This window comes from Hymenobacter lapidarius (assembly GCF_001816145.1).
GTDB classification, from domain to species: Bacteria; Bacteroidota; Bacteroidia; order Cytophagales; family Hymenobacteraceae; genus Hymenobacter; species Hymenobacter lapidarius.
On the sequence record NZ_MDZB01000171.1, the window covers coordinates 1 to 5,077 of the forward strand.

4 protein-coding genes are annotated in these 5,077 nt (G+C 59.1%); 1 reads left to right on the forward strand and 3 read right to left on the reverse strand.

Annotation, left to right across the window (positions count from 1 at the left end; genetic code table 11):
* The 3 genes from BEN47_RS19300 to BEN47_RS21645 form a co-directional block, all read right to left on the reverse strand.
* The coding region (locus tag BEN47_RS19300; RefSeq protein WP_193427157.1) for a deoxyribodipyrimidine photo-lyase at positions 1–566 on the reverse strand (566 nt) is incomplete at its 3' end.
* Between the two features lie 168 nt (positions 567–734).
* Positions 735–1,787 carry an aldose epimerase family protein gene (locus tag BEN47_RS19305; protein ID WP_070730911.1) on the reverse strand — a complete coding sequence of 351 codons (1,053 nt, stop codon included), beginning with the start codon at positions 1,785–1,787 and terminating at the stop codon, positions 735–737.
* A 518-nt stretch (positions 1,788–2,305) separates the two neighbouring features.
* Positions 2,306–2,884: a T9SS type A sorting domain-containing protein gene (locus tag BEN47_RS21645; protein ID WP_070730914.1), complete on the reverse strand. Its 579-nt coding sequence runs from the start codon at positions 2,882–2,884 to the stop codon at positions 2,306–2,308.
* Positions 2,885–4,085: 1,201 nt separating this feature from the next.
* Between BEN47_RS21645 and BEN47_RS19315 the strand changes: the two genes are divergently transcribed.
* Positions 4,086–4,997 (forward strand): amidohydrolase family protein, encoded by a 912-nt coding sequence (locus BEN47_RS19315; RefSeq protein ID WP_125921822.1) that lies wholly within the window; start codon positions 4,086–4,088, stop codon positions 4,995–4,997.
* The last annotated feature ends 80 nt before the right edge of the window (positions 4,998–5,077 follow it).

The following is a 5,077-nucleotide window of genomic DNA, read 5'->3' on the forward strand; positions in this document are numbered from 1 at the left end:
GTGGGCAATGGCGCGGGCACCACTCCGGCAGGCAGTGGCGGCAGCTGGCGCGGGGCGGGCGAGCGGCGGGCGCACGGCGTGCCCACCGCCACCTCGAACCGAAATTTGCTGAACGAGAGCGGCAATTGCCGCACGGGAATAGGCAGGTCGTGCGGGTGCAGCAGCGAAAGCGTCTCGAAGAAGCGCAGGGGCACGCCCCGGCCCAGGGCGGCCGCGAGGGCGGTTTCGGCGGTGGTTTCTTCGTGCGGGTGCTCGGCGCTGGCCCACACGGTGTGCAGGCCCAGCTCGCGGGCCAGGCGGGGTAGCTCGGTGGCGGGGTTGCCCACCACAAAGTGAATGCCGGAGCCCAGGGCCGCGTACCGGCGCTGCAGGTCGGCCAGGGTTTCGAGCAGGAACGGCAGGCGGTGCGGGCCCAGCCGCGGCAGGCCCAGGTAGCGGTCGGGCCCCAGGGTGGCGGGGTCGAAGCAGTAGACGGGCAGCAGAGCCGCGGTGTGCGCGGGCAGAGCGGCCAGCACTTCGTTGTCGTGTAGACGCAGGTCGTTGCGCAGCCAATACAGGATTTTCATGCGAGTTGTGTCAAAGGCGGGTTTTTGCCTTCGATACAACGCCTGACAGGGGGCAATGTTTGTGGGGATTTTGGCGGGTTTCAGTTCGCCATATAAGCACAACAGGTCGTCATGCTGCGCGCAGCATGACGACCTGTTGTGCTCTTATTTCTTATTCTAGGTGGTGCCTTACTTCCGCACGCCGAACTTATAGACGCTCACGGAATGAAAGGTATCGCCCGGTTTCAGCACGGTGCTGGGGAAGGTGGGCTGGTTGGGCGAGTCGGGGAAATGCTGGGTTTCGAGGCAGAAGCCGGCGTTTTTACCGTACACCGTGCCGCCTTTGCCGGTGAGGGTGCCGTCGAGGAAGTTGCCGGTGTAGAGCTGAATCCCGGGCTCGTCGGTGGTCACTTCCAGGATGCGGCCGGTTTCGGGCTCGTACACGGTGGCCGCGGCGTACGGGCCGGTGGCGCCGTTCAGCACCCAGTTGTGGTCGTAGCCGCCAGGCACCTGCGCGATGCGCTCGCCGATGGCGTGGGGCATGGTGAAGTCGAAGGGCGTGCCGCGTACCGGGCGCAGCTCGCCGGTCGGAATCAACGTGGCATCGACCACGGTGTAGCGGTCGGCGGGCAGCGTGACCTGGTGGCCGAGGATGTCCCGGCCGGCGTCGTGGTTCAGGTTGAAGTAGGCGTGGTTGGTGAGGTTGAGCACCGTGGCCTTGTCGGTGGTGGCGGTGTAATCAATCTTAAGGGCGTTATCGGCGGTGAGGGTGTACACCACCGTCACGTTCAGGTTGCCGGGGTAGCCTTCTTCGCCGTCCCTGCTCAGGTAGGTGAGCTTGAGCGTCTGACCCTCGGCTGAGGTACCGGGCTCGGCCTGCCACACCACTTTATCGAAGCCCACTTTGCCGCCGTGCAGCGTGTTTGGGCCGTTGTTGGTGGCCAGGGTGTAGGCTTTGCCATCGAGGGTGAATTTGCCGCCTTTGATGCGGTTACCGTAGCGCCCAATCAGCGCGCCGAAGTACGGACCGGCCTTGAGGTATTCGGGGCTCTGGTAGCCGCTCACGTTGTCGAAACCCAGGATGACGTCGCCCAGCTTGCCGGCCTTGTCAGGCACCAGGAGGCTGGTGAGCGTGCCGCCGTAATTGGTGATGCTGGCCTTCACGCCGTTGGCATTGGTGAGGGTGAAGAGCTGCACTTCGGTGCCAGCGGTGGTTGTGCCAAAGGGTGCAGAGGTGGGCATGGAAGCAGAAGACGTTTGGGTGGAGTCGGCCGCGGCGAAGGCACGGTCCCGGTCGTGGTTTGGTTCGCGGTTTTATTAGCCCCGCAGGCGGCCAGCAACAGCAGGTCCCCGAGCAAGTCCGGCACTGCGAACCCATGCATTTTGGGCACTGACCTTTTCATAAACAAGGTAGTGGGAATTGGTAATAATAACTGCTGTTACGCACCAGCACTCTGGTGCGTAACAGCAGATAATAACACAGTCGATTGTTTTATTGGATAGAACAACCGGTTATGTTCATAATTTCAAAAGGCTCCTTTGGGGGTGACGGATACCAGAAGACCCGCCAGGCTTGAAAGCGTCGCACCAACAAATGGATGCAGCGGCTGCACATAAGCTTTAGCCGAAAAACGGCCCGAGCAGCTCAACGGCAAACACCAAATAGACAGCGCCCCTCTTTTGTAATAGGCTATGGGCAAACAAAAAAGACCAGGCCCAAACGGGCCTGGTCTTTTTTGTTTGCCCATACGTGGGGAATATTAGCGGTGGCTCAGGCGTAGCACCTGCTGCTGGGCGCCCTGGCGAATGGTGAGGAAGTACATGCCCAGGGGCCAGGCAGCAGCCTGTGGCAGCGCCACCTCCTGCGGGCCCGCGCCGGGGGCCAGGGTGGCGGCCATTACCAGCTGCCCCAGCACGTTGCGCACGGTGAGCGCGGGGGCCTCAGGGCCCGCCGAGTGGAAGCGCACCGCCACCGCCCCGGCGTACGGGTTCGGGAACACGGCCGCGTCCAGGGTGGCCGTGCCCACCCCTGTCAGACGCCGCACGGGCGAGTAAGCCGTTTCGCCCGAGGCATCGACCTGGCGCAGGCGGTAGTACACGACCGGGGCCGCGGTTTCACCCAGGCGGACGTCGGCAAACTCGTAGTTGGTCCGGGCGCTGGTGTTGCCGGCACCGGGCCGCTGGCCAATCGACTCGAAGCTCTTGCCATCTACGCTGCGCTCAACCGCAAAGTAGGCGCTGTTCTTTTCCGAAGCCGTGGCCCAGGTAAGCAGTGCCACCTTGTCGCTGCGCACCGCCTCGAAGCTGATGAGCTCCACCGGCAGGGGCTTTTTATTCACAAAAACCGCAATTGATGCCGTGACGGTACACCCTGAAGGGGTTTTGCCAGTGGCATAGTATGTTACTGAGCTGGGCGGATACACGTCAATCACCGAGTTCGTCTGACCAGAAATCAGCGCTCCATCCTGGGTCCAGGTAAACGAGCCATCTACTCCACCGGTGGCCGTAAGGGTGACTTTCTGGCCTGCTGTAATATCTCCGTTTATGCTGGTATCAACAGGGTTGGAGGTAATAACTATGTTTTCCCGTACTATCAGAACGCTCTGGCTCACATCACCGGTACCGCATGCCGCAATTTTGGTGCTGACAGTATAAGTAGTTGATATTTTTGGCGTTACACTAAAAATACCAGTGGTGCTGGTTTGCACGGAGCCATCACTCCCGGTCAGCGTGTATACCTCACCAGACACTGCTCCGGTAGCGGTTAGGGTTATCGGCGTATTAGGGCATACAAACGCCGGGTCGCTGGTTACACTGGAAGTCAGGCTGAGTGATGGGGCTAAATTGAAGGTAAAGTCCGAATTCTTGTCGTTGGTGCACGTAATAAAGCTGGTTAGATACAGTGTTGTGGTGGCCGAAATGGTCAATTTGAACTCATAGACTTCGTCACTTATAAATGTATGTTTACCTACTACCGGACCTGTAGTGCTCCCAGTGTGAAAAGTGAAGGTTCCCGGCGAGAATGATTTTATGGTTATTAATATCTCGCCCGTACCATCTGGGCAGTAATTAATATCTAAAGTTTTAGTGCCATTGTTAAATGTCTTGGGGGTAAAATATCCTGTGCCGGATGGATAGGTTACATCAAATCGTCCTGAACAATCTTGGCTCAACCCAACAGTAGGTGAGGCTAGAATGGTGAACAGCACCCAGGTTAGAATGGTGTATATTTTTTTCATGGCAAGGTGAGTTAAATCTTGAAATGATTTAATTATGTGGAATATTACAAATATATACTCTTTTAAGCTCATCATCAAGCACCATTCGTGTTATTTTTCCAACAATTTTTTTACACATCGGGCACTTCTCAATTTTGAGGGTAGTGGCAAGGGATTTATTGCCCCTTAAACTCACTCGAGGCTGAAGCGCAAAAGTGTCAGCGTGTTACGCTTGGTGTAGAATTCCCTGCTTCCGCTACCGGATGTTAGCTACCAACGCCCTATTGGCGCTTTCTCTGCGGTGACCCTTTAAATCCCAAGCATGAAACCTGCTACCCGCAAAAGCCAGCTTCTGGTTACCCTTCTAGTAGTTGCAGTGAGGCTCGGCCACGCCCAACAGTTTACCCCGCAGGTGCGGGAGTACATCAAGGTTGACGCGCCCACGGTGGCCCTCACCGATGCCAAGGTGATAGACGGCACCGGCCGGCCGGCGCAGCTGCACCAAACGGTGCTGGTGCAGAACGGGCGCATAACCCAGGTGGGCCCGCTGAAGAAAGTGAAGGTGCCAGCCGGCGCGCAGGTCATCAACTGCGCGGGCAAGACGCTGATACCCGGCCTAGTCATGCTGCACGAGCACCTGTACTACACCATGCCCGCCGGCCCGTACTTCAACATTGCCCAGATGCCGTACACGTTTCCCCGCTTGTACCTGGCCGGGGGCGCCACCACCATCCGCACGGCCGGCAGCATCGAGCCGCAAACCGACCTGGCCATCAAGCGCATGATTGGCGAAGGCAAGCTCATCGGGCCCGACATGGACGTGACGGCGCCCTACATTGAGGAGCCGAGCCTGGACATTCCGGCCCTGAACACGGTGAAAGGCCCCGAAGACGCCGCGGCCACCGCCCGGTTTTGGGCCGACAAGGGCTGCACTTCCTTCAAGATGTACATGCACGCCACCCGGGCCGACCTCGCAGCCGTGGTAGCGGTGGCGCATCCGCGGCAGCTCAAGATTACGGGCCACCTCTGTTCCATCACCTACCGCGAGGCGGCCGAGCTGGGCATCGACAACCTGGAGCACGGCTTCATGGCCAGCTCGGATTTTGTGCCCAACAAGGTGCCCGACGTGGCCGATTACCCCGCCGCCCGCCAGTCGCTGCTGCGCCTGCCCCAGAACAGCCCCGAAATGAAAAGCCTCATCAGCTTTCTGGTGAGTATACTCGTCGCGAAGTGAAGTGCGAATAAAGGCTTAAAATTGTGCCATGGAAGTACGGCTTTCCGATGCGGAGCGGCAGTTGCTGCGGCAAGCGCAAC